25 protein-coding genes and 1 tRNA gene are annotated in these 22,385 nt (G+C 67.5%); 11 read left to right on the top strand and 15 right to left on the bottom strand.

Annotated features, from left to right (window positions below):
- The first annotated feature begins 90 nt into the window (after positions 1 to 90).
- Entirely contained in the window at positions 91 to 1,038 is a 948-nt protein-coding gene (locus C4V41_RS17430; protein ID WP_103956929.1) for a hypothetical protein, read from the top strand.
- A 5-nt stretch (positions 1,039 to 1,043) separates the two neighbouring features.
- Positions 1,044 to 1,835 carry a MauE/DoxX family redox-associated membrane protein gene (locus C4V41_RS17435; RefSeq protein ID WP_235030183.1) on the top strand — a complete coding sequence of 264 codons (792 nt, stop codon included), beginning with the start codon at positions 1,044 to 1,046 and terminating at the stop codon, positions 1,833 to 1,835.
- Positions 1,836 to 1,938: 103 nt separating this feature from the next.
- Here the strand turns inward: C4V41_RS17435 and C4V41_RS17440 are convergent, their stop codons facing one another.
- Positions 1,939 to 3,111: an AAA family ATPase gene (locus tag C4V41_RS17440; RefSeq protein ID WP_456093853.1), complete on the bottom strand. Its 1,173-nt coding sequence runs from the start codon at positions 3,109 to 3,111 to the stop codon at positions 1,939 to 1,941.
- Positions 3,112 to 3,384: 273 nt separating this feature from the next.
- Between C4V41_RS17440 and C4V41_RS17445 the strand changes: the two genes are divergently transcribed.
- From C4V41_RS17445 to C4V41_RS17455, 3 genes are read left to right on the top strand one after another with little or no spacing between them, the layout of a single operon-like run.
- Complete coding sequence (locus C4V41_RS17445) at positions 3,385 to 3,843, top strand: MaoC family dehydratase (RefSeq protein ID WP_103956932.1); 459 nt, start codon at positions 3,385 to 3,387, stop codon at positions 3,841 to 3,843.
- A 34-nt stretch (positions 3,844 to 3,877) separates the two neighbouring features.
- The gene (locus C4V41_RS17450; protein ID WP_200824042.1) at positions 3,878 to 4,369 is read left to right on the top strand and encodes a SigE family RNA polymerase sigma factor; all 492 of its coding nucleotides are present in this window, start codon (positions 3,878 to 3,880) and stop codon (positions 4,367 to 4,369) included.
- A complete protein-coding gene (locus C4V41_RS17455; protein WP_103956933.1) occupies positions 4,366 to 5,460 on the top strand; it encodes a hypothetical protein in 1,095 nt (364 codons plus the stop codon). Before C4V41_RS17450 ends, C4V41_RS17455 begins: the two co-directional genes overlap by 4 nt.
- On the opposite strand, the gene C4V41_RS17460 is transcribed toward C4V41_RS17455, so the two are convergent.
- The 7 genes from C4V41_RS17460 to C4V41_RS17495 all read right to left on the bottom strand — a co-directional run bounded on the left by C4V41_RS17460 (position 5,447) and on the right by C4V41_RS17495 (position 10,954).
- The gene (locus C4V41_RS17460; RefSeq protein ID WP_235030184.1) at positions 5,447 to 5,683 is read right to left on the bottom strand and encodes a hypothetical protein; all 237 of its coding nucleotides are present in this window, start codon (positions 5,681 to 5,683) and stop codon (positions 5,447 to 5,449) included. The two genes, C4V41_RS17455 and C4V41_RS17460, sit on opposite strands and share 14 nt — an antisense overlap.
- Positions 5,684 to 5,697: 14 nt before the next feature.
- A complete protein-coding gene (locus tag C4V41_RS17465) occupies positions 5,698 to 7,215 on the bottom strand; it encodes a radical SAM protein (protein ID WP_103956935.1) in 1,518 nt (505 codons plus the stop codon).
- On the bottom strand, positions 7,212 to 7,943 hold the full coding sequence (locus C4V41_RS17470) for a prolipoprotein diacylglyceryl transferase (protein ID WP_103956936.1): 732 nt from the start codon (positions 7,941 to 7,943) through the stop codon (positions 7,212 to 7,214). Before C4V41_RS17470 ends, C4V41_RS17465 begins: the two co-directional genes overlap by 4 nt.
- A gap of 1 nt (position 7,944) precedes the next feature.
- The gene (locus C4V41_RS17475; protein ID WP_200824043.1) at positions 7,945 to 8,229 is read right to left on the bottom strand and encodes a hypothetical protein; all 285 of its coding nucleotides are present in this window, start codon (positions 8,227 to 8,229) and stop codon (positions 7,945 to 7,947) included.
- Between the two features lie 451 nt (positions 8,230 to 8,680).
- Positions 8,681 to 8,995, bottom strand: a complete 315-nt coding sequence (locus C4V41_RS17485; RefSeq protein ID WP_146103690.1) for a hypothetical protein — start codon at positions 8,993 to 8,995, stop codon at positions 8,681 to 8,683.
- Positions 8,996 to 9,013: 18 nt separating this feature from the next.
- On the bottom strand, positions 9,014 to 9,658 hold the full coding sequence (locus C4V41_RS17490) for a response regulator (RefSeq protein ID WP_103956938.1): 645 nt from the start codon (positions 9,656 to 9,658) through the stop codon (positions 9,014 to 9,016).
- Positions 9,659 to 9,742: 84 nt separating this feature from the next.
- On the bottom strand, positions 9,743 to 10,954 hold the full coding sequence (locus C4V41_RS17495) for a sensor histidine kinase (RefSeq protein ID WP_235030185.1): 1,212 nt from the start codon (positions 10,952 to 10,954) through the stop codon (positions 9,743 to 9,745).
- 177 nt (positions 10,955 to 11,131) lie between these two features.
- Here C4V41_RS17495 and C4V41_RS17500 point away from each other — a divergent pair.
- A tRNA-Arg gene (locus C4V41_RS17500) sits at positions 11,132 to 11,204 on the top strand.
- A 138-nt stretch (positions 11,205 to 11,342) separates the two neighbouring features.
- On the opposite strand, the gene C4V41_RS60735 is transcribed toward C4V41_RS17500, so the two are convergent.
- Entirely contained in the window at positions 11,343 to 12,032 is a 690-nt protein-coding gene (locus C4V41_RS60735; protein ID WP_146103691.1) for a hypothetical protein, read from the bottom strand.
- 294 nt (positions 12,033 to 12,326) lie between these two features.
- Positions 12,327 to 12,647: a tyrosine-type recombinase/integrase gene (locus tag C4V41_RS63000; RefSeq protein ID WP_200824044.1), complete on the bottom strand. Its 321-nt coding sequence runs from the start codon at positions 12,645 to 12,647 to the stop codon at positions 12,327 to 12,329.
- Between the two features lie 302 nt (positions 12,648 to 12,949).
- On the opposite strand from C4V41_RS63000, the gene C4V41_RS17515 reads away from it, so the two are divergent.
- The 3 genes from C4V41_RS17515 to C4V41_RS17525 all read left to right on the top strand — a co-directional run bounded on the left by C4V41_RS17515 (position 12,950) and on the right by C4V41_RS17525 (position 16,095).
- The gene (locus C4V41_RS17515; protein WP_235030186.1) at positions 12,950 to 13,552 is read left to right on the top strand and encodes a hypothetical protein; all 603 of its coding nucleotides are present in this window, start codon (positions 12,950 to 12,952) and stop codon (positions 13,550 to 13,552) included.
- A gap of 374 nt (positions 13,553 to 13,926) precedes the next feature.
- A complete protein-coding gene (locus tag C4V41_RS17520) occupies positions 13,927 to 14,886 on the top strand; it encodes a DUF418 domain-containing protein (protein ID WP_103956941.1) in 960 nt (319 codons plus the stop codon).
- Positions 14,887 to 15,066: 180 nt separating this feature from the next.
- A complete protein-coding gene (locus C4V41_RS17525; protein WP_200824045.1) occupies positions 15,067 to 16,095 on the top strand; it encodes a cellulose-binding domain-containing protein in 1,029 nt (342 codons plus the stop codon).
- 50 nt (positions 16,096 to 16,145) lie between these two features.
- Here the strand turns inward: C4V41_RS17525 and C4V41_RS17530 are convergent, their stop codons facing one another.
- Positions 16,146 to 17,336 carry a right-handed parallel beta-helix repeat-containing protein gene (locus C4V41_RS17530; protein WP_103956943.1) on the bottom strand — a complete coding sequence of 397 codons (1,191 nt, stop codon included), beginning with the start codon at positions 17,334 to 17,336 and terminating at the stop codon, positions 16,146 to 16,148.
- A gap of 288 nt (positions 17,337 to 17,624) precedes the next feature.
- Here C4V41_RS17530 and C4V41_RS17535 point away from each other — a divergent pair, with 288 nt between their 5' ends.
- Positions 17,625 to 18,296, top strand: coding sequence for a hypothetical protein (locus C4V41_RS17535; protein ID WP_103956944.1), 672 nt, complete (start codon positions 17,625 to 17,627; stop codon positions 18,294 to 18,296).
- Here C4V41_RS17535 and C4V41_RS17540 read toward each other — a convergent pair.
- The 3 genes from C4V41_RS17540 to C4V41_RS17550 all read right to left on the bottom strand — a co-directional run bounded on the left by C4V41_RS17540 (position 18,293) and on the right by C4V41_RS17550 (position 20,327).
- The gene (locus tag C4V41_RS17540) at positions 18,293 to 18,715 is read right to left on the bottom strand and encodes a hypothetical protein (protein ID WP_146103692.1); all 423 of its coding nucleotides are present in this window, start codon (positions 18,713 to 18,715) and stop codon (positions 18,293 to 18,295) included. The genes C4V41_RS17535 and C4V41_RS17540 overlap by 4 nt on opposite strands.
- Before the next feature lie 63 nt (positions 18,716 to 18,778).
- Positions 18,779 to 20,029, bottom strand: coding sequence for a vanadium-dependent haloperoxidase (locus tag C4V41_RS17545; RefSeq protein ID WP_103956946.1), 1,251 nt, complete (start codon positions 20,027 to 20,029; stop codon positions 18,779 to 18,781).
- A 79-nt stretch (positions 20,030 to 20,108) separates the two neighbouring features.
- Complete coding sequence (locus tag C4V41_RS17550) at positions 20,109 to 20,327, bottom strand: hypothetical protein (RefSeq protein WP_103956947.1); 219 nt, start codon at positions 20,325 to 20,327, stop codon at positions 20,109 to 20,111.
- 195 nt (positions 20,328 to 20,522) lie between these two features.
- Between C4V41_RS17550 and C4V41_RS17555 the strand changes: the two genes are divergently transcribed.
- Positions 20,523 to 21,245 (top strand): LiaF transmembrane domain-containing protein, encoded by a 723-nt coding sequence (locus C4V41_RS17555; RefSeq protein WP_103956948.1) that lies wholly within the window; start codon positions 20,523 to 20,525, stop codon positions 21,243 to 21,245.
- On the opposite strand, the gene C4V41_RS17560 is transcribed toward C4V41_RS17555, so the two are convergent.
- A complete protein-coding gene (locus C4V41_RS17560; RefSeq protein WP_103956949.1) occupies positions 21,196 to 22,191 on the bottom strand; it encodes a hypothetical protein in 996 nt (331 codons plus the stop codon). The two genes, C4V41_RS17555 and C4V41_RS17560, sit on opposite strands and share 50 nt — an antisense overlap.
- Between the last annotated feature and the right edge of the window lie 194 nt (positions 22,192 to 22,385).

Raw genomic sequence — 22,385 nt, forward strand, 5'->3', positions numbered from 1 at the left:
CAGGGATGCGTATTTTGCTCCCTTCTAGCCCGCTAAGGTGTGGCTCACCCTCAAGTCGTGTGAATCTAGTACCCGACGAGGGAGGGGCGGATGGGACATCCGAGCGTCGAGCGCCGCCGAGTGCTCGCGGCGGCCGCGCTCGGCCGCGAATCCGGCGTTCCCGGCCCCGATCCGGGCGACGGCGAACCCTTCCGTGCGATCGCCGGCGAGATCCGTGACGTGAGCCCGCACCTGATCATCATCGACACCCCCGAGGGCACCGAGGAACGCCTCGTGATCGCCCCGTGGGCCACCGCCTGGCACGGCGCGGAGACCACCCCCGCCGATCTGCCCATCGGCGCCATGGTGATCATGCGGGCGCTGCGCGACGGGCGCGTGATCGAACGCATCTGGGCCGACACCACCCGCATCACCGGGACGATCCTGTCGATCGAGGGCCGCAGGGACCTGACGGTCGAGCTCGACTGCGGCCCCCACCGGGGCCACCGCACGATCGTCATCCCGTATCGGGCGACGGGCCGCTTACAGGTGCGCCATCCCAAGTTCGAACCCGGCTACCTCTTCGACGCGATCGGCATCAGGCGCGACGGCGCCGGCCAGGCGCTGCTGCCCGCGACCTCGCAACCTCCCCACCCGGCCCGCGCCGTGCCGGCCCCGCCCGCGGCGTACGCGGCCGTGCAGTCGCGCATCTCGGGCACCGCCACCTGGTCGGACACCTTCGACGAGGAAGAGCGGGGCGCCGCCTATCCGATGCTGGAACGGGCCGACACCGGCTGCACCCAGACGGGGGTCTCGTGCGCGGGCCTGCCGTACCTCGCCGTCGGATCCCTCCTCCAGATCAAGAATCTGTGCACCGACCGCTCCGCCAACGTCCCGGTGGTGGCCTGCGGCTGCGTGGCCGGGCGATTCTGCGACCGCTGCGTCGAGTGCGACACCTCGCCGCGCGGGCGGATCGCCGAGTTATCGCCGTTCTCGTACGTGGAACTCGGCGGCGACCTGGTCAAAGGGTGTTTCAACGCTCAGATCGGATTGGGGTGACGCTCGTGCTGGAATCGCAGCTCCCGAACCTGATCGTGCTGCTCCTCCTCGGTACGGCGGCCAAGGTGACCACCGTCAGATCCGGCGGCGAGCCCAGGTCGTTGTCCAGGCTGGGACCCGCGGTACTGGTACCGAAACGCGTCCAGGCTCCGGCGCTCCTGGTCTGCGCCGTCTGTGAGCTGATGCTGGCGGCGGGGCTGCTGGTCAGCACGCATCCCTTCTTCCGATGGGGCACGGTGGCCTTCTTCGCGCTGTCCACGTACGTGCTGCTGGAGCTGCGCAGGCGGCGGCCCGACGCGGGCTGTGGCTGCTTCGGTGAGGTGAGCTCGGCCCCGGTCGGGCTGCGTTCGGTCGGCAGGACGGTGGCGCTGACCGCGATGGCCGGAATGTCGCTGTGGGCGCCGGTGCCGGGCTGGCTCGCCGTGCTCCACCCCACCTGGCACACCGCCGCCGGAGTGGCGGTGCTGGCCCTGCTGTCGCCGGAGATCGAGGAGCTGATCGACCGCCTGCGCTTCCGTGCGCCCTGCGAGCAGCGGCGCGGCCCCGCCGAGTCGGCCACGCTGTCCAGGCTCAGGTCGAGCGGCACCTGGCGGGCCCATCACGGCGAACTGGCCTCGGCGGAGCCGTACGACACCTGGCGCGAGCTGTGCTGGCGCTTCTTCGCCTTCCGCAACCAGAGCGGAGACGACGTCGTCTTCGCCGTCTACCTGACCGGGCGGCGCCCGGCGGTGCGGATGGCGGTGGTCAGCGCGGAGGACAGCGAGTCTCTGCCGGAATATACGCCAGTATCGGCCTGACACTAGAGAGCGCTAGATTCCGCTCGATAGGCACGACGATATGGCTCTATTGGGCTGTCTAGCTTCCCCACTAGACAGCCCAATAGAGGTCTAGGGGCGCCGCTCAGATCGGTTGTGCGCGCAGGAATCTGCCGAAATGCGGCACCGTGAACGCGATCAGGCCACGTTCGGCGCTGTAGATGAGCCCTTTCTTGATGAGACTGTCGCGGGCGGGAGAGAGGCTGGACGGCTTTCGCCCGAGGGCGTCGGCCACCTCGGCGGTCGCGACCGGCTCGTCGCCGATCTGCGCCATGGCGTGCATGTAGTCGCGCTCGGCCGGGGTGGCCCGCTCGTAGCGGCTGCCGAAGAACCCGACCGCGAGCTCTTCCTCGGCCTCCGGCGCGGAGACCTTGACGTCTTCGATGGTGATCGGGCTGCGCGGCGCGAGATCCCAGGCGACCTTGCCGTAGGCCTGCACGAAGTAGGGGTAGCCGTCGGCCGCCTCGTAGAGGGCGTCGAGCGCCTCCTGGGTGAACTCCACCTCTTCCTCGCGCGCCGGCAGGATCAGCGCGAGATCGGCCGCGTCGCGGTCGAGCTTGTCGATGCGCGCGTAGCGGAAGAGCCGTTCGGAATAGCTCTTGCTGGCCGACAGCACGCTGGGCAGGTGGGGCAGCCCGGCGCCCACCACGATCAGCGGCCCGCCCGACTGCGACAGCTCGTGGCAGGCGGCGCACAGCGCGGAGACGTCGGCGGCCTGCACGTCCTGCATCTCGTCGATGAACAGCGCGATGCCCACGCCCAGGTCGGTGGCCACGCTCGCGGCGTCGACGAACAGCTCGGTGAGGTCGATCTCCAGGTCGCCCGAGTCGGCGCGCCCGCGGCTGGCCGGCACCTCGATCCCGGGCGACCAGTGCGAGGTGCCCTTGGCCGCGGCCGGATCGCGCATGGCGAACGCCTTGAGCACCCCGAGGAACTCCTCGATGCGCTCGGGCGCGCGGTGGCGCGGGGCCAGCTCGCGGATGGCCATGTGCAGCGCGGCCGCCACGGGCCGCCTGATCGACTGGTCGGGCCGGGCCTCGATCTTGCCCGTGCCCCACAGCCGCTGCATGGCCATGGATTTGAACGTGTTGAGCAGGACGGTCTTGCCGACGCCGCGCAGCCCGGTGACGACCATGCTGCGCTCGGGACGGCCACGGGCCACCCGCTCCAGCACGACCTCGAACTGCCGCAGCTCACGATCGCGCCCGGCCAGCTCCGGCGGACGCTGCCCGGCGCCGGGGGCATAGGGATTGCGCACAGGGTCCACGCTCTCGGACTCTATTGCCGGATATAGCGGCCGTCGTAGATTTGGGAAGAAAGTGCTACGGCGTGTCCGAGCAGGGGCGGTCGCCAGCATCGTCACCGGACACACCCCCTCTCACCAGGCCGAACCCTTGTTCGATTCCGACACCCACGACTGTAGCGCGGACTCGAACACCCATGCGATGGTTTCGAGTAAAGATCTTCGCAACAGCTGGAGCCCCACCGCGAACTTGGCAGCCGTCCCGCGCGCGCAATAGCGTTCGGGACCATGCGGACCTTCGCGAATGTTCAGGAGCTCAAGGCGGCCGTCGGCGAGACGTTCGGCCCGACCGAGTGGCGCACGGTCACTCAGGACCAGGTCAATCTCTTCGCCGACGCCACCGACGACCATCAGTGGATCCACGTCGACGTGGAGCGGGCCAAGGACGGGCCGTTCGGCGGCACGATCGCGCACGGCTACCTGACGCTGTCGCTACTGCCGTCGTTCATGTTCTCGCTGATCTCGGTGGAGGGCATCGCGATGGGCGTCAACTTCGGGCTCAACAAGGTCCGCTTCCCGAGGCCGGTGCCGGTCGGCGCGCGGATCAGGGCCGTGGGCGAGCTCACCGACGTCAAGGGCACCCCCGCCGGCCACCTGTCCAACCTCAAGGTGACGATCGAGATCGAGGGCGAGCGGCGGCCGGCCTGCGTCGCCGAGACGCTCAGCCTCTACGTCCCCGCCGAATAAATCCCGCTTCGCGTGCAACAGTAGCCATCGCTCAGTGATCCCTGGGTTCGTGGAGGATTTCGACGAGCTCGTCCGAACCCGGGGCGACGCGCTTCTCCGGTACGGCTACGTCCTGGCGGGCAACGCGGAAGACGCGGCCGACCTCGTACAGGAGGCGCTGGCCCGCCTGGGTGACGCCTGGCCGCGCGTGCGCAAGAAACACGACCCCGAGGGTTACGTGCGCACGACCATGGCCAGGCTGCACATCAGGTCGTGGCGCCGGCGACGCAGGGAAGACCTGGTCGCCGAGGTTCCCGAGCGCGGCGAATCCGACCGGTACGGCGACGCCGACCTGTGGGCCGAACTCCAGCAGCTCCCCCGCAAGCAGCGGGCCGTCCTCGTGCTGCGCTACTACGAAGACCTGCCCGACCAGGACATCGCCGACATTCTCGGCATCTCCCGGGGGACCGTGCGCAGTCAGGCGGCCCGTGCCTTGGACAAGCTCCGGATCAAGCGAGCGGCACCTGTGCTGCGGGAGGCACGATGAGAAGCGAAGAAGACCTGCTCAGGACCATGCGGGCGGCCTCGGAGCAGGCCGGGCACCCGGATCTCGCGCGGGGGGTGGCGGGGCGGCGGCGCGCCCGGCGTATCAGGCGGCGGGCGGGGATGGCGCTCGCGGCCGCGGCGGTGGTGGTCGCGGGCGGCATGACGGTGACCCTGCCGGACGAAGAGCCGGTCGTCGCGGCCTCCCCGCAGATCAGACCCGTCGCCGACGTGTGGCCGCGGGCCGTCGTCAAGGTCTGGGGCCGGGACCTGCACCCGGTGACCGCCCTGAGCGCGACCGAGGTGCTGCTGATCACGGGCAAGCGGCGCCTTGAGGTGTACGACTCCGCGACGGGCCGAACGCGCGCACTCGGCGACCTTCCGTACCCGAAGAAGGACTACCACCCGCAGCGCCTCGACGTGGGCGCCAAGTACATCGCCTGGTTCGGCCAGACGTCCCGCGAGGATTGGGCCGATTTCTGGATCATGCCCCGCGAAGGCGGCAAGGCCGAGCGCGTGGGCGAGGTCGCCGCCGACGTCGAGCAGATCGGCCTCACGGACGACGCGATCGTCTGGTCGGTCATGGGCGGCGGCGTCTACCGGATGCCGCTGACCGGCGGCACACCCGAGCGGCTGCCCGGCACCGACGGCCTCCACCTCACCACCTGGCCCTGGGCGCAGCGGCACGACGGCCCGGGCACGAACGCGACCAGGATCGTCAACCTCGAAACCGGCCGCGCCACGGACGTGGCGGTGCCCGCCGGAGCCGAGATGCTGCAGTGTCACGTGCAGTGGTGCACCGGCCTGCTGGGCAGCCACGTGTTCGCCCAGCGGGCGGACGGCTCAGAACGCAGGCAACTGCCCGGCCCGCTGCTGCAGGACGGCTTCTGGTGGCTCCTCGGCGACCGGTACGCGCGGTTCCGCGTCAACGCTCCCGGTCAGAACGTCGTTCTGTACGACCTGTCCACCGGAACGATGGCCGAACTCGGCGACGCGGTGTCGAGCATGGTCACCACCGCTCCGCCCTCGACGGTCTACTGGAAGGAGGGCGACGAGTACACGATCGTCAACCTGATGGCCGTCACCACCAGATGATCGCCGCGAGCGCCGCCAGGCCGATGAGCCCGAGGTAGGCCAGCACGAGCCGGGTGTCCCTGAGCAGGCACTTGCTCCGGGTCAGCCCGGCTCGCCGCGCCTTCCAGTAACCGGCGAACCCCAGCGCCGCGAATCCCAGCACCGCCCACGGGCCGAGCAGCCAGGCGAGCAGCGCGACGGTCGCGTACACGCACAACTTCAGCGGATCGTACGGCTCCTTCACCTGACCACCACCTTTCATCTGGCCACCACCGACAGTCGTTGTCTCGACAACTGCGGCCACGCCTGCACGGCACAGAACGGCGCGCACTGGTCCTGCTCGGCGCGCGTCCCGACGTGCACGCAGCACTGCGTGAGCCGCTCCTCGATCATGGTCGAGATGTCCATGAACGGCTTGATCGTGAGGCGCTTCACCCGCTCCCCCAGCATCCGGCGCAGCTTCCTGCGCCGGCCAGGCAGCGCCGACGAGGCGAGGGTGAGCAGGGTGGAGATGCCGAGATCGCAGTTCTCGCAGATGTCGCGCCAGAGGTCGCCGATCTGCGGATGCGACAGCGACGACTGCTCGGACAGCAGCCCGAGCAGGGACTCCTGTACGGCCTGACGCAGCTCGCGCGGGATCTCCGAGTCGGCGATGCGGTTGGCGACCAGGCCCAGGTTCTCCTTCAGCCGGTCGTGGCCGATCAGCCGCGTGAGCGAGCGCCACTGCCCCGCGTCGTCGCGGATGAGGTAGCCGACCGAGCAGCAGTGGGGGTGCGAGCAGGGCAGGGCGGTCAGGTCGCGCCAGGTCACCAGGTCGCCGGTCTGCGGGCCGAGGCGCTTGAGCACGCCGGTGTGGGTGAGCCGGTCGGCCGGGTCGATGGTGCCCGACCTGCCCGAGCCGAACTGGGGCTGCAGGGACACGCCGCCGATGTACGGGGTGTCGAGGGCGAGGCGTACGACGTCGCCGATCTCCCCGTCGTTCACGCCCAGGGCGGCCGTCATGACGAGGGTGGTGAAGATCTCGCGTTCGGACAGCCGCCGTACGGCCTGCGCCTTCGTCCGGGTGAGGTCGCCGCCCCGGTGGTGGCGGGAGGCGGCGGCCGAGCTGCCGTCGTACTGGAGGTAGACCTCGACGCGCTCCCTGTGCTCGGTGAGGAGGTCGAGGAGGGCGTCGTCCCTGGCGATGAGGACGCCGTTGGTGTTGATCAGGATGCGGGTGATCGGGCGGTCGGAGAGTTCGGCGAGGAGGGTTTTGAGCTCGGGGTGGAGGGTGGGCTCGCCGCCGCTCAGCATGAGGACGTCGAGTTTGCCGTTCTCGCGTTGGAGGCGCTGGTCGACGTTGGCCAGGATGTCGGGGATGGGGACGATGCCCGTGAGGTCGGGGGAGCTGTCGGCGAAGCAGGTGGGGCATCGCAGGTTGCAGGCTTCGGCGATGTCTTCGAGGAGAATGCAGGTGTGCTGGGTCTGCGTCTCGGGGAGACCGCGGAGGTAGGCGGCCGGGATGGGATCGAAGTTGCCCGAAATATCCGGCATATGGACTTTTGTTGGGGCGGTCCATTCTTCGAGATATTTGAGGATTTCTGGGTCTTCGTCGTACAACGTGGTGATTCGACCGTGTTCGCGGCAGCCGCGCTCCAGCCAGACCTTGCCGTCGCGTTCGGCCAGATAGCCGCTCAGGCGCTCGACCTCGTGGAGGTCGCGGCCGTGGCACCTGGGGCAGAACGCGTTGACGTATCTGAGGATGCGGTCGCCCCGCAGACCCATCCCTGCACTCATGTCATGACCTTCCGCTCGAAAAGGGCATCGTAGTAGCCGCGTCGCCAGCCGTACCCGAGCCTGATGGCCAGCAGGAGCACGCCCGGGATCAGGAACCACTGGGGTCTGGTCAGCTCGAGCCAGACCGTTTCGTTGGCCCTGGTGAACTCGACGAGGAAGCGGAAGGCGGCGTACGCGGCGAGGTAGAGCGTGAAGAGCTCGCCCGGCCTGGTCAGCCGCTTGCGGGCCCAGAGGAGTGCGGCGAAGGCGGCGAGCTGGAAGATGATCTCGTAGATGAACGACGGATGCATGGCCTGGCCCGTGAGGCAGCCGGGGCATTCGGGGATCGTCGGCGGGGCGTGCACGCCCCACGGCAGGTCGGTGGGCCGGCCCGGGGCCTCTGTCAGGTGGCAGCCGATCCTTCCCACCGCCATGCCGAGTGCCACGGCCGGGGCGAACAGGTCGCCGGTGCGTTCCTTGTAGCCGATGATCCGCTTGGCCAGGAGCACGCCGACGTACGCGCCGGTGAGGCCGCCGAGGATGCTGCGGGAGCCGTACAGCCAGAGGTCGCGCATGTCGAGCGTCTCCAGCCAGCCTGCCAGCCGCATCCCGATCGCGCCTCCGACCAGGGCGCCGGCGACCGCGATCAGGGACTGCTCGTTGAGGGCTCCCCGGCTTCTGGCCTCCCGTACGAAGACGACGGCGGCCACCAGGACGCCCAGGCCGACGAATATCTCGTGGTAGGGCATGTCAGCCGTACAGGGCCGGGTTGAGACCGGTGCAGAGTCCGGCGGACAGAATCGACCACAGCGCCCAGCCCATCATGAGGCCCAGCCCGAGCCCTCTGGCCCACGGCTGTTTGACGAAGAGCAGGCCGATGCCGGCGCCCAGGCCGATGAGGGCGAGGAGCGCGGTGCCGACGATGACGAACGGGGTGGTGTTGCCGGTCTGGCCCGTGGCGGCGACGAAGGTGAAGAAGCCGATCACGGTGTTGAGCACGCTGTAGAGGGCGATGCCGGCGAAGAGCAGGCCCACGAAGACGCCTGTGGAGTTGCCCGATGAGGGCCGCGGCGGCGGCGCGAACGCCGGCGGCCCGTACCCAGGTGGCGGCGGCCCGTACGACGGAGGCCCATACGTCGGGGGCCCGTGCGGCGGGGATCCGTACGACGGCGGCATCCCCGATGGGGACGGCCCTGATGACTGACCCGGCCCTGGTTGCGAGGACGGCCCTGGTTGCGAGGACGGCCCTGGGTGCTGGCCCGGCCCTGATTGCGGCGGCGGCAGAAACTCCGGCCTCCCGGCCTGTCCGGGCTCCTCAGACCCCCCGGCCGGCGGCGGCGGTGGCGTGCTCATCGACTCGATCTACTCCCTGATCACCTTGATAGCCCCTGATAGCCCTGATCGCCATCGTCGCCAAACTAGGCCCAAGCAGTTGATATCCAATCAATACCGCCACCCGCATTCGGCGTCGCCGCCCACACTCCGCCTACGTGTACATCGCCGGATTGAGCCCGGTGCAGTAGCCCGCCGAGACGATCGACGCGAGCCCCCACCCGATCATCAGCCCCAGCCCCACCCCCATGGACCATGGCTTCCGCAGCCCCGCGAGCACCAGCCCGGCCCCGATGCCCGCGACCGCCAGCACCCCGGCCGCCACCCCGATCGCCGCCGAGGACTCCATGCTCAGCGCGATGAACCCGACGATCACGTTGAAGGTGAAATATCCAAAGATGCCGACGAACGCCATCGCGACGACCACCCCGGTCTGACGAGGCGGTTCAGGAGAGGATGGACTGCTCACGGCGCAAACACTACGGCCCTATGCCCCCTCCGAGTAGTGATCGGCGTAGTAAATCGCCGCCTGCACCCGGCTCTTCAACCCCAGTTTGTTCAGCACCCGGCTCACGTGCGTCTTCGTCGTGGCCTCCGCCATGTCGAGCTCCCTGGCGATGTCGGCATTGGACAGCCCGCGCCCGATACAGGCGAGCACTTCCCGTTCCCGAGGCGTCAGCCCGCCCGAGTCGCCGGCCCCGTCCTTCCTGACCGGCGCCTGCTCGGCGAAAGCCGCGATCAACCGCCGCGTGACCCCCGGTGAGATGAGCCCATCCCCCCGGGCCACCAGCCGAACGGCCTCGACCAACGCCTCCGCGTCCGTGTTCTTCAGCAAGAATCCGGCCGCCCCAGCCCGCAACGCCCCGAACACGTACTCGTCAACGTCGAACGTCGTCAGAATCAGCACGTCGCAGACCCCCGCCAGCTCCCTGGTCGCCGAAATGCCGTCGAGCCTGGGCATCCGCACGTCCATCAGCACCACGTCGGGCCGCAGTTCCCGAGCCATGGCCACGGCCTGCTCGCCATCCCCGGCCTCACCCACGACCTCGATGTCATCGGCCCCGCCAAGGATCAGCACGATCCCGGCCCGGACCGCCGCGTGATCGTCGGCCACCAGCACTTTGACACTCACCAGCCCACGCCCTCTCCACGACGCAGCATCACCGTCGATCACCCCTCACCACCGGATTCGATCACCCCTCGCCACCGAAGCCGATCACCCCTCGCCACCGGAGAAGAACCCGGGCCGCTTCACATCCACGAAAGGCACCAGCCCCGACCGCCCCTCCTCCGCATCCGTCGGAAGCACGGCCGCGACCCGCCACCCGCCCCCATCCGCACGGGGCCCGGCCTCAAAGGACCCGCCGACCAGCAGGGCCCGCTCCCGCATACCGATCAGCCCGGCCCCCGCCCCCGGCAACCGGGCCCCGCGTCCGCCAAGAGCGTTCTCAACGGTCACCAGGACCCGCTCGTCCTCATAGGCGATGACCACCGACACCGGCGACTCCCCATGCTTGAGCGCGTTGGTGAGCGCCTCCTGCAAGATCCGGTATCCCGCGAGATCCACGGACGCCGGCACCTCCCGGGCCTCGCCCTCGACCCGCGTCTCAACCCGCAACCCAGCCCGCACCACCCGCTCGACCAGGGTCTCCCCATCGGCCAACCGAGGCCGGGTGGCACCGCCCTCGCCCTCTCCCTCATCCCCTTCCTGCCGCAACAGCCCGATCATGGCCCGCATCTCGGCCATCCCCTTGACGCTGTTCTCCCGTACGGACTCCATGATCTTCCGGACCGCCTCCCGATCAAGATCCTTACGGGACAGCGCGGCGGTGGACTGAATGGCGATGGCGCTGAAGTGATTGGCGATCATGTCATGCAGCTCACGGGCCATCCGCGTACGCTCACCGGTGACGGCCGCCTGCCGATCGAGCTCCGCGAGCCGCGCCACCTGCTCGGCCCGCCCCCGCTCGGCCGCGGCCCGATCCCGATGCTCCCGCAACACCAGCGCGGTGGTGACCGGCGTGACGAGCACCAGGGCCGCCTGCACCCCCATGACCGCCAGCACCCTCCAGTCCGCGGCCACGAACCCGGCGATCGCCCCACCGACGACCGCCAGCACGGCCGTGATCCCCAGCAGCAACCGGGCGAACCGAGCAGGCCCGTAGAGCGCGGCGGCGTACAGGTTGTCCGTGAACACCAGCACCGTCCCCAAGGACGGCCCCACGAACCCGTCCAGCACGATCCCCACCATCCCCAGCCCCAGGGAGGCCAGCGGAGCCCGCTGCCGCACCAGAACCCCCGCGCAGGTCAGGACCAGCGGCACCCCCACCACCCACACGGGCACACCACGATCGGCATAGGCCCTGCCCGCGATCAGCACCACCCCCATCGCGAAGGCCAGCACCGCCCCCAGCACCACCCGCGTCATGCCCCCATCCCACCACCTCCCGCCCCCGTTTCCCTCCTGCGCAAGTCCGCCTGTGGATACACCCTTCGATGTATCCACAGGCCCCCGATCCCCGCCCCAGCCGAGCCGCCGCAACCAAGATTGCGTTAACTGGTTCGAGGTACTCCCGAGAACCCGCTATGCTTGTTCTCGCAGCGAGCGGCCGTAGCTCAATGGATAGAGCATCTGACTACGGATCAGAAGGTTGGGGTTTCGAGTACCTCCGGCCGCGCAGCAGGTGAAGGGCCCTCCGAGATCATCCCGGAGGGCCCTTTTCCGTGGCCGTACAGCAGCGTTGTACAGCAACGCCCCCTACACAGCCGTTCCCTCACGCATGCAGCTCACGTCTACGGGACGCCGGCTGCTCTACTCAGGCACCGCCGAGACCTTCTCGCAGGCGGTGGACCCAGCCCGCGGGGAAGACTTGCTCAAGCCGCTCCCTGCTGGTCTCCAGCATCCCCTCCTTCGCCAAGGGGAGAAGGGCACCGTCCTGGACGGCCTTATGATCCTCGGGGGCCGGGCAGATCAGGATGGCGAGGATCCGGCACGTTCGTTGAAGCTCCTCGATCCCGATCGTGTGGATCATGCTCTTGATGGGCTCCCAGGCTGTCCGTACCGCAAGGCCCACCAGAGCATCGAGGAGAACGCTGCGACCCTCGGCCTTCCGGGACTGCACGATGAACGTCGTCACGTACTCCGGGATCCGGTCCATGGCTTTCGAGAATTTTTCGATGGCCTCGGCCATGGCGACGAGGAGATCGCACCAGAAATGATTGGTAAATTGCCTTCTGGCCTCTCGCGGCTTGCTCCCGCCGAACCTCTTATCGAGCTCCTGGATTACGGGGCCAGCAAGGATGTCCCCGATTTCCTGGATGCGGTCGATGGTGTCCGGGTTTTCGGATAGCCAGTCGACGAGGTCGGCTGTGGCGCTATCGGTGGCTGCTGCCTTTCTCTCCTTGGATGGCTTTCGCCGCCCTACGGGAGGTCGAGTTGCGGCCCAGGCGACGTCGCTGCGATCTCTAGCCTCTTGACGAGCTACGGGAGAAGGATCTCGGGCCAACAAGAGACCGTTGGTCCAGCCATGCTGCGCCCCACCGCACGCGGAGCATCCGCAGTAATGCCCCTTGGCCCGCTCGCAGATCACAGGGTGTGTCATTCGCCCTCCGCTACATCTGGCAGGAAGTGAACTGGCGCCTCACCACAAGCCCCATTCCTTTGAACCACAAGCAGCGAGAAGTGAAATGGCCACCGAAGCCAGTCCGGCGTATCTCTTCGGCCAGGACAAGATCCTGTGCACACAAATAGGTCCTCTGGGATATCCCCAGAGGACCTATTTATGGCACCGAACGATTAGTTATGCCTCGCTTGAACGGTCGAGGCTCTGGTTAAGCCGATCAAGCGCCTTACGGGTTTCAGGACTGGGGATCTGGGTGTAGACGTCCACGGTCATCGAAATCTGCGAGTGGCGCAGAATGCGCATCGCCACACGCGGATGTACGTCGAGGGCAGCCAGGAGCGAGGCACAGGTGTGCCGCGTGTCGTGCACACGAATACGCGGAACACCCGCTCGACGACAGTGGCTCTCGAAGGCCCGGTTGAAGTTGCGCGGCTCAATCGGCGTACCGGTGCGGGTCGTGAACGCCAGGTCCGAGGCCTTCCATCCGTCCCCGGCCATCTTGCGTGCCTCATCCTGGGCGCGCTGACGGTGCCTGAGAGCCGAAGCACACAGGCCGAAGAGCGGCAGCGAGGCAGACGGTGGCGTCGGAGGAATTGCACGACTGACCCAACCTGCGCAGGAAAGTTGGCCGACGTCATCGGCTGTCCGCCACCGGACGGGCAATGAGGCCTTTTGGTGCTGGCGGCACGGAGGCATGTAGGGAGATGTCGCTGGTATCCGATTGGATGAGGCTCATGACTGCTCACGATGTGGCCCGTCTGCTGCCCGATATCTCGCAGCTCCGTGGTCTGTGTCGGTCTATGGCGGTGCTGGAGGCCATCCTGAGCCCGGAATGGTCCAGCCGCTACCACTCTTTCGCGGCGGGCTGGGGCCCTGGGGAGGAGATGGCCTCGATGAGCAACGGCTCGGGAGACGAATACTCCATCGTCTTCTCTGTCGCGGGTGCGTACATCCGTGGCTTCGCTCACGAGGCGGTGATGAGCCCGTACGGCAACGACGGGCCGTGGCCGGGGGTGCTCGACTCCGTCCCGCAGGTCTTCCGCCACTGTGTGGAGGAGCCCGCATTCTGCGACGAGGATGGTATGCCGATCGTGACCGCGTGCCTGTGGCGTGCTGCCAATGATCAGCGGTGGTGGGTGGGTGAGATTGACTACCCGGACGGCGTGAGCGATCCCGATGGAGCGGCGTACCTGTTCGCACGGCTCGTCGATCCGGCTCCGGAGGCGTTCCAGCGGTTCGCGGAGGACTACTACGAGGTACCCGTGGATCTCGATGCGGTGCGGCACGTCTACGCCCTCCGGCCGCTGACGCAGGCGGTGGTCGCCACGCTGAACGCTGATCCTTCCTTGGAGGACCTCGCCGACGACCTTGCGGCAGCCCGATATCCGTCCGTTGTCAGGTGAGAGCTGGAGGGCCAGCGTGACTCTTCTCCAGCGCGAGCTGGGTGGCAGCAGCGCTGAGGCGCGTTGGTGGAGTGCTGTACAGCAGCGCGTACAGCAACATCGCCTGACGCGATCTCATGGCATCGACCCATGTCCACCGCCTCAGCAGGTGAGCAGCGCGCGGACGCAGCACCTGCCGTTCCCTACGGATCAGAAGGTTGGGGTTTCGAGTACCTCCGGCCGCACACAGCTCGACCAGGGAGTCCCTTGACACAAGGGGCTCCCTGAGTCGTTTCCGGGGGTGCGCCGAACCAGCCGAAAGTACCGTCACGGACCGGGCGAGCCGAAACTTGTGGTCGATGTCCGCACCGGGCCGTGTCCGCAGGATGAAGCCCATGCCCTACGAAGACCGCACTTTGACACCGGACACCGCCCGACCACGGATCGACGCGCTCGACGTCCTGCGCGGGTTCACGCTGTGCGAGATCCTGCTCGCCAACATCCAGCTGATCGCCAACGACAGCAGTGCGCTCGTGGCGCAGCCCATGGGCGCCTGGGATCCCTGGCTCGGGCTGCCGATCTTCTCCCTGCTGTTCGGCATCGGGTTCTCACTGCTGCTCGACTCCGCCGGAAAGCGCGCCCCGCGCCCATGGCTGGTGCTGCTGCGGCGGCTTCTGGCGCTGCTCGTGGTCGGTCTCGTGCACAAGCTGCTGTGGCCGGGCGAGATCCTGACCACTTACGCCATCGTCGGCATCCTGGTGCTGCTGCCTTCGAGCTGGCTGCCGAGGTGGGCCGTGGCCGGTCTGTCCGCCGCGCTCCTGACGGTGGCGGTGATCAGCGGGGGCGGGCCGCTGCTGATCGCCGGGCTGTTCCTGCTGGGCTCGGCGCTGGTCAGGTTCGGGGTGGTGGAGAAGATCGAGACGTCCACCCGAGGACCGGTCCTGCTGGGTCTGGTCTTCGCGGCTGGGCTGGCCGGCCTGCGGGTCGTGGGGCCGTCTTCCGTGTCTACCCTGGCCGATCTGCTGCTCGCCGGCGTGTACGTATGCGCCCTGCTGATCCTGCTCAGAACGCCGCTGCGACCGGTGCTGCGGTATGTCTTCGCGCCCCTGGGCCGAATGGCACTGACGAATTATCTGACCGCCACACTCCTCGTTCTGGCGGCCACGCACATTCTCGGCCTGCCGATCGGCCGATATTTGACGACGGCGTACGTCACCGCGGGAGTCATCCTCGCGGCCCAGTGGCTTTTCGCCGCCCTCTGGCTGCGCCGCTACCGCCAAGGCCCCCTTGAGTGGCTCTGGCGCTGGGCCACCTGGGCCCGCCGCTCAACCCTGCGCGTCTCTACGACAGCATGAAACTTTCGCATTCTTCAGAGCGTTTTCCCACGCCCGCGAAGGCTTCCATTCGCGCTTGTTGACATGGGTGCGCCGGTTGGGAACTCTCCTCTCTGTTAGCGCTACCATTTTCGAGTTCCCCTGCCATCGGAGGAACAGATGCACCAACGAGGATTACGCGGGGGCCTTGTCGCCTGGGCCTTGGCCGTCTGTCTGGCCGCCGCCGCGGTGACGACCACGGTCACGGCGCATGCCGCCGCGGTCGGCTGCCAGGTCACCTATACCGTCAGCAGTCAGTGGACCAGCGGCTTCGGCGCCAATGTCGCGATCAAGAACCTTGGTGACCCGATCACTGGCTGGACCCTGCGCTGGACCTTCGGCGCCGGGCAGACGATCAGCCAGGCCTGGAACGCCGGCGTGACGCAGAGCGGCGGCGCGGTGACCGCCACCAACGCCGGCTACAACGGTTCCCTGGCCACGAACGGCAGCACCTCGTTCGGATTCAACGGCACCTGGAACAACTCCACCAATCCCGTACCGACCGCCTTCACCCTCAACGGCGTCACCTGCACGGGCAGCGTGACCCCGACTCCGACACCCACCGTGACTCCGACCGTGACCCCGACCCCGACGTCGGGCCCCCCGCCGTCGCGTACGGTGCGGGTCTACTGGCTCAAACCGTCGGACGTGGCGTACGACCAGCGCTACCCGGACGGCATAGCCAAGGTCATGCAGGAGGCGCAGCGCTTCTTCAAGCAGCAGTTCGGCAAGACGTTCACGCTGAACAACCCGATCGTCGAGGTCGTCAACGGCGACAGGCCGCGAACCTGGTACGAGAACACGCCGAACTGCGGTGAGAAGTACTGGTGGTCGGTGTGCAACATGCAGGCCGAACTACGTCGCAAGCTGGGCCTCGGCGCACCGGACAGCCGTTGGATCAACGTCGGCGAGATCAGCGCCGAAGGCGAGGGCGCCGGTGGTGGCGGCGGCAACGGATGGGTGATCCTCAGCGGCCACGACGCTGACGGCGCCGCGGGCATCAACGGCCCGATGAATCGCTGGTACGGCGGCATGGTGCACGAACTGGGGCACGCGTTCGGGCTGCCCGACTCCACGTCCACCGATGGCACGTGCATGTCGGCCTCCTTCTACAGCTACCCGAACTGCACCTTCAGCCAGGCGCAGAAAGACGGCATCCTGCGCGGCGCGTACGGCAGTTTCCTCTCCTGAAACACGGGCGGCGTGACGGACCGTCACGCCGCCCCCCGAATGGAGATCTCTCAGCTCGTCTGCGGCGGCCGGCGGAAGCTCATCCACTGCCGGTTGTTGTAGACGAACGAGGGAGCCGTGTTGTCGCTGACCAGGATGTCGCCGATGGGGGCGGCCCGGGTGTACGCGGCGAGCCCGACCCCCCATCTGACCTTGCCTTGGTCGTTCGGGCGGAGCGGGCCCACGGAGTTGCCGGTGATCTCCACGGTGGTCAGCGGGTTGACCTCGGAGTTGGCGGCCCGGACGTACACGCCGCCGTGGCAGTTGGTGATCTGGTTGCCCCGGATGTACACGGCCTCTGTGTTGAACGGCGTGATCGCGTCCCAGATGGCGTTGGTGACCACATTGTTCTCGATCCAGACCTGGGAGTGCCGGACATCGGGAACAGCCGTGTGCGATCCGGCCAGAGTGCCCCAGGAGCCCTGCGATCCCGACTTGTCGCACGTGTTCTCAACGATGCGGATGTCGGTGCAGGGCGTGTTGTCCTTCGCGCCGGCCCAGGTGTTGGTGCTGCCGGCTAGGTCGAGCTGGATGGCCTCGCCGTGCCAGAGCTTCTCCTCGAATCCCGGAGGCACGATCCAGCCGTAGAGGTTGCAGCCTCGTACGGTGGCATCGCGTACGGCGTTGAGCTCGATGGCGTGCCACCACTTGACGTTATAGATCGTGAGGCCGGTCAGCTCGACGTCGGACGTGTGCTGCATCGTGATGACGTTCATCGCGGGCGCCGTGGTGCCGTCCTGGACGGACTGCCAGATCGGATCCCAGGAGCCACCGGTGATCTTGATGGTACACGGCGCGTCGTATCCGCCGGTCGTCGCGCTGGGGACGTGGTTGAGCACCATCGTCTTGTGGGTGCCCGACGAGACGAAGTCGGCGACGAACCGGGCATTCGTCGCGTCGAGATGGGTGTTGCCCGGGACGATCAGGTTGGCCCTTAAGACGTGACGATGGCCCGCCACGGCGCGGACGATGATCCGCCCCTGGTCGTCGCGCCCGGCCGGCCCGGCGATGCCGTTGGCGGCGTCGTCCAGCGCACGGCGCAGGGCGACGATGGTGCCGTCCTCGCCCGCGGGATAGGGATTCACCGGCCCCACCGCCCGCCGGGCCGCGTACGCGGGAACCGCCTGGGTGACGCCGGCGCCCAGCAATGCGGCACCTCCGGCGATTCCGAGCCTGAAGGCATCTCGGCGACCGAACTCCATGCCGTATCTCCGTTCCTCGAGTCAATGTCATCTAGCATCGCGGATCACACCGCTTTCGGTTTCTCCCTTCATGACCATTCCAATCAACGCGCGGCCAAGGTGACACAGCAAAGCAGCCCGATCGAATTCCGGGGATGATAGACGAGCGCGTCGTATTGCTCCGAGTACGCATCCGCGGCCGCGCCGAACTCCTCAATGGAATCGAAATCGGCCTCTTCGATCTTCGCCGCAGTGGGCGGGCAAGAACAAGACTTTTTCTCGGCCCGCAATCTTGTGAAACTGCCAGGCATGACCAATCTGGACCGGCCCGGCCCCGTCGATCTCGCACACGTCCGCTGGATAGCCGGAGGCACCGGTGCCGGCAAGAGCACCCTCACCCGCGCCCTGGCCGACCGGTACGACGTGCTCGTGTACGACGGTGACCTGGCCGAACGCGGCTACGTCGAGCGGTGCACCCCCGAGGGGCAGCCCTATTTCTGGGCCTTGCTGCAGACCTCCCGGGAACACCGGGCAACGGAGCGCACCCCGGAAGAGATCTTCCAGGCCATGCCCAGCCTGCACGGCGAGACCTTCGGGTTCGTCATCGAGGACCTGCTCGCCCTCCCCACCGACCGCCCCGTGCTCGTGGACGACTTCCGCACCCTGCCCGCGGAAGTCGCACCCTTGCTGACCCGCCCCGAACAGGCCGCCTTTCTACTGCCCACGCCCGAATTCCGCCACCAGGCATTGAGCACCCGATTCGCCGACCCCGCCCGAGCGCGGGCCAACTGGGGAGACAGCGACCACGCCAAGGCGCTGTCCAGGCGACTGGCCCGTGACGAACTGTGGGACGAAGAGGTACGCCGCCAAGCCCTCGAACTCGACCTGCCGATCCTGGAAGTCGACGGTTCCCAAGACATCACCCGACTGGCCGACGACCTGGCCGCGAGGTTTCTGCTGGACGTGAAACGGCCCGGTTAAGGAAAGAGTCGTTCTTGGATCAGGCGCCGGTGTTCCGTGGACGGAGGACGGGCGTTCATCGCTCTGTTCAGCAGATCGGCGTCGAAACCATGTGTCCCCATGTGGGTGAGCAGAGGTTCGTATCGATCAGGCCGATCCCGCCGAACTTCGTTGTAATTGGTGAAGTACTGCGACGCTTCCGGCAGCCACGAGGCGGCGTATAGGCAGGGAAAGGGCGAGAGGGCGGCGGCGAAGGTGTCCACGTCCTCTCGTCGGGTCACCAGAAGGTCGATGTCCCCGACGGGGAGGTGGACACCCTGCAGGAGAGCGGCGCTCGTGCCGACCACGCGATATTCGAAATCGGCGGCCATCGCAGTCAGCGTGGTGTTCAATGCCGCAACGACGTCCGCCAGACGCAGAACCGGTTCACGACCGCCCATGAATTCAGCGTACCGATCAAGCCACCACAGGTCGGTAAGCGTCAGCCCTGTCTCGCGGCTGAGTTACCGCTTCGGCTTGAAGTAGTGCGCGATCATGTAGGCGGTCACCTGCCTGCCGATCTTCGCGCCCTGCTCGTCGGCCGTACGCGTGTGGATTCCGCCCCAGACCCGGGCCTCGATCACCTCGGCCACCGCCTGCGAGAAACTCCGGAAATGCCGGGTGGTGCCCGAATCGACGCTGGACCCGCTGAAGGAGATGTCGTCGCGGCCGAAGAAGTGCCGCAGCGCCGACATGCTCGCGCCGGTGAAGCAGGCGTGCCCGGAGGTGTAGTCGGGGTGCGGCGGCGTGACGAGGAGGGGCATCCAGGCGGGATCGGCCGTCGTCTTCGGGTTGCCGTCGGTGTCGGCCAGTTGGATCGCGGTGACCGGGCGCCAGAAGTTCCACGCCGCCTTCTCGTTGAAGCAGGCGGTCGTGGCATCGGCCTCGGCCAGGTCCACCATCGCGAACATCCGTGCCGTCTGAAGCGGGTTCAGCCGCTGCGTCGTCGCCAACCGGCGCTTGATCTCCCATTCGGCCAGGTGCCGGTCGTGCCACCAGATCGCGGCCTGCGTCTGGTCGGCCGTCCTGACCGTGCTGGTCGCCGAGCCGATGGCCTTCACCTCGTTGATGTCCCGGGCGTACCGGTCGCTGGTCAGAGCGGGCGGGCCCGAGGTGCGGAACATGGACGCGCTGGGGAGGAGGAACGGTTTGAGGCGGCCGACCCACGCCGTGTCGTTGGCGAACGTGGGCGGCGCCGGCCGCCACTGGCCGGGCTGGGTGCCCACGGGCCAGGCCGGATCTCCGAAGGCCCCGTCGTCGCGCCGCGCGGCGATCATCGCGGCGGCCGTCCGAGCGCCCACGGAGATCCCGCGCCGCTTCGCGTCACCGTCGGGGATCGCGGCCAGCGCCTCGTCGTACTGCGTCCGCAGCCTCGCCTGCTGATCCGGGAACAGCGCGCTCAGCACCCGGAAACCGGCGGTCGCGACGGCCGCGCCGGTCGACTCGGTCCCCTTGGCGGCCGGCGCGACGAGGTACGGCTGATAGGGGGTGCCGGCGATGGCGTTCACCGCGTCGTAGATGGCACCGTGCACCATGGCGAAACTGCGCGCCTGCACCTGTGGCTGCTGACGGGCTACGTCCCAGATCGCCGTCTGGGCGTTCTGGTCCCAGACGATGACGACATTGGGCGGCGAATCGGACGCGTACGCGACCGGCGACCCGCCGACGACTCCCACGGCGGCCAGCCACACGACCATGCGTCGTAAGCCCATCATGGAAGCAAATTACTATCCCAGCCACATCCGCTACAGCCGTCGACCAGCCGAGGCACCGATAACGACCTGGCCGAAAACGCTATGACATGGCCGCCACCCGCTCCTGGTCCTGGAGGAGGTCCACGACGGTGGCGGCGTCGTTCGCGCTCACCGTCTGGTGCAGGCCCTTGTGGATCTCGGCGTCCTGCAGGCGGACGCCACGCCGGGTGGCGTAGAGGACTCCCTCATCGCTGTAGAAGAACGACCATTCGGGGTACGCGGTACGCAGCTCGTCGACATCGTAACTCGCTGTAGTCATACGGTTACTCTAACGAGCCGCTCTGTGACCGGTCCAGACCGGGCCGCCACCATTAACGAAACCCGCCGACAAATAACTGGAATCACAACAAAGGCCCTGTCGCCGAAAATATTGCGCATCGTACGCATATAAACGGCGATAGCCCCATAATCGTGGACGGTGCGCTTCGGCAGGACGAGCGGGGAGTATGGTGCCGTGAAGGGTCAGCTCGGCGTGTTGTTGGCGGTCGTGGCGGTCATCGCGGGGGTCGTGGTGCTCGTCGATCGGCTCGCGCCGTCGGCGGCCCTCTACGACAAGCTGGCGACCTGGTGGCCGGTCGGCATCATCACGATCGGTGTCGGCGGCCTGCTCCGGCTACTCGCCGAACGCGCCATCTTCCGCGGCCCACTGATCATCATCGCCATCGGGGTGATAGCCCTGCTGTTCACCCTCGACCCACTGCCCGGCCCGTGGCGACCTTACGTGCTGCCGGTCCTGCTGCTATCGGTGGGCACGGCTTTTCTGGCGGGCCGGGCCATGGCCGGCCGCTCGGCGCGGAAGGCGCGGGCCGTCGAGCGAATGTTCCTCATCGGCAGGTCAGGCACGCTGAACTGGCCGGAAGGCCCTTTCACCATCGGCATGGTGACCGCCGTGACTTCGGGCTGCGTGATCGATCTGACGAAGGCCACACCCATGCCGTTGATCAAGGGAAAAGCCAACCTGGAGGCCCGGCTCGACATCACCGCGATCGCCAGCGGCATCGACCTGCGGGTGCCGGACGGGTGGCGGGTGGAGCTGGACGAGCACACCATGCTCGCACGCCGGCCGAAGAAGCCCACGATGTCCGACGACGAAACCAAGCCACTGCTCCGCGTCTACGGCCTCTTTCTCATGTCCGCGTTCGACGTTCATTTCGTCGATCCCGCACTAGGTGGATGAACAAGCCGTAGTCCTTGTCGGTAGTCGTGTAGCGGAGGTCGGGCACCTCGTCCACGTCGATGTCGCGGTGCCACATCCTCGACAGGGTCTCGTTGAGCTCGCACTCCTTCCGCAGAGTCCGTGGCAGTTCCAGGCGCATTTCCTGCATGAGTTTGAGCCGATGGACGTCGACCGCCGCCGTATAAGCCGTGGCGTAGACGGCGGCGGCGGCCAGGGCGGCACGATAGGACATCCATGAGAGCAGGAAAAGCGCCAAGGGAAGGGGAAGCCACAGTACGTACCGGAACAGCAGAGCGGCCGAGACGACCCCCGAGAGGGCGAAGGCGATACAGAGCCTTGCGGCCGTGTCGAGCTGGTTGCGATATTCGTTGACCGTCTCCAGCACGCTTTTCGGCAGAACCAGATGCAGCCGCGGCCAGAGCAGAACGAAGTCCATCCCGTATGGCTCCCCGGCCTGTTCCTCACCGCAGCGCAGCCGGTTTCCCAGTGACGTCGGCAGCAGGTCCCCGGACGGTGGAAAGGCGAGCAACCGCCCCTTCTCCTCTGCCGCCAACGTTGATTGAGGACCGAGGTTGTCCTTGTTCTTGACGACCCATCCCGCTCGAGTCGCCCTCCGCGCCTGCAGCCAGATGCCCAACGCACGGATACGGCCGATGGGCCCGCGGGCAGGCCCATATCCTTCGAGGAAACGGATGGTCGCCAGTTCCAGCGGCTGCAGCATGAGCGCGAGGATGAGAATGGCCGACGCCAGCACCAGCGAGCCCGGTAGCCCATAATCATCCCATTTGCTCTCCAAGACCTTCGGCTTGGGCGCCTGGGCCGGCGCGCCGCTCAGCAGCAGCAACGCGACAATACCGATCAGCACGCCCGAGGGGATGAGATTGACCAGCTTGAGGCGCGGCGAGAACTCGGCGTCGCCGAATCCCAGCGATGCGAGTTTGCTCATGGCCAACCTTTGTGATCATTGCACAGCAATGGCCTTGGAGGCATCCGGCGATAGTAGGCGACTTTGATCACGTGGCGGCATCCGGGATACTTGCACCAGAGCTCGATTTCCGTATCAAATTCCACTGGATGACAGAATTCGATCGGGTGATCATCACACTTCTCATCGTTGCTCGGCCGAGTGATATAGTCCCC

The sequence above is a fragment of the Nonomuraea solani genome, from assembly GCF_900108335.1.
Classification (GTDB): domain Bacteria; phylum Actinomycetota; class Actinomycetes; order Streptosporangiales; family Streptosporangiaceae; genus Nonomuraea; species Nonomuraea solani.